Raw genomic sequence first — 772 nt, 5'->3', positions numbered from 1 at the left:
GTGGGACACCCGGAGGCGGCGAGCCTTGCCGCCGGCTGCCTCCCAACGCGACACCAAGCCCTCGATCTCCTGCTGGTCACCGGAGATGACCACCGAAAGCGGCCCGTTGACCGCCGCCACATCCACCCGGGAGGAGCCCTCGATCAGGGCGTTGACCTCGTCCAGGCTGCCGCGCAGCGACACCATCGCACCACCCGGCGGCAGCGCATCCATCAACCGCCCACGAGCAGCCACCAGACGGCAGGCATCCGCAAGCGACCACACACCCGCGCAGTGCGCCGCAGCCAACTCACCCACCGAGTGCCCGACGAGCACACCCGGCTCCACACCCCACGCACGAAGCTGACGGAACATCGCCACCTCGAACGCGAACAACCCCGGCTGCGTGAACTCCGTCCGGTCCACCAGCCCGCCGTCACGCGCGGCCAGCACCTCTGCCAGCGGCCGGCTCAGCAGGCCGTCGAACCCGGCGCAGACCTCCTCGAACGCCTCCCGGAACATGGGGAAGCCGGTCAGCCCCGAACCCATCCCCGGCCACTGCGCACCCTGACCGGTGAAGAGGAACCCGACACCGCCCGCCGCAGCAGAGGCCCGCTCGGAGCCGTCCGCCGCCACCCGCGCCAGCGCCCTCGTCAGCTCCTCGGCGCCGGAGCCCGTGACCACGGCCCGGTAGTCGCCCGTCGACCGCGACAGCAGCGCCGCCCCGACGTCGACCGGCGACACCTCTTTCCCGGCCCTGGCGACGAACTCCCCCAACCGCGCCGCCTGCGCC

1 protein-coding gene is annotated in these 772 nt (G+C 72.7%); it reads right to left on the bottom strand.

Features of this window, described 5'->3' with window-relative positions:
- Nucleotides 1-772, bottom strand: a 772-nt coding sequence (locus tag LG396_RS38825) for an acyltransferase domain-containing protein (RefSeq protein WP_225798317.1), incomplete at both ends; no start/stop codon positions are given.

Origin of the sequence: Streptomyces aculeolatus, from assembly GCF_020400605.1 — a bacterium.
Classification (GTDB): Bacteria; Actinomycetota; Actinomycetes; order Streptomycetales; family Streptomycetaceae; genus Streptomyces; species Streptomyces aculeolatus.
Note: the sequence above shows the minus strand (reverse complement) of the source record. Positions and strands in the feature narration are given on the sequence as shown.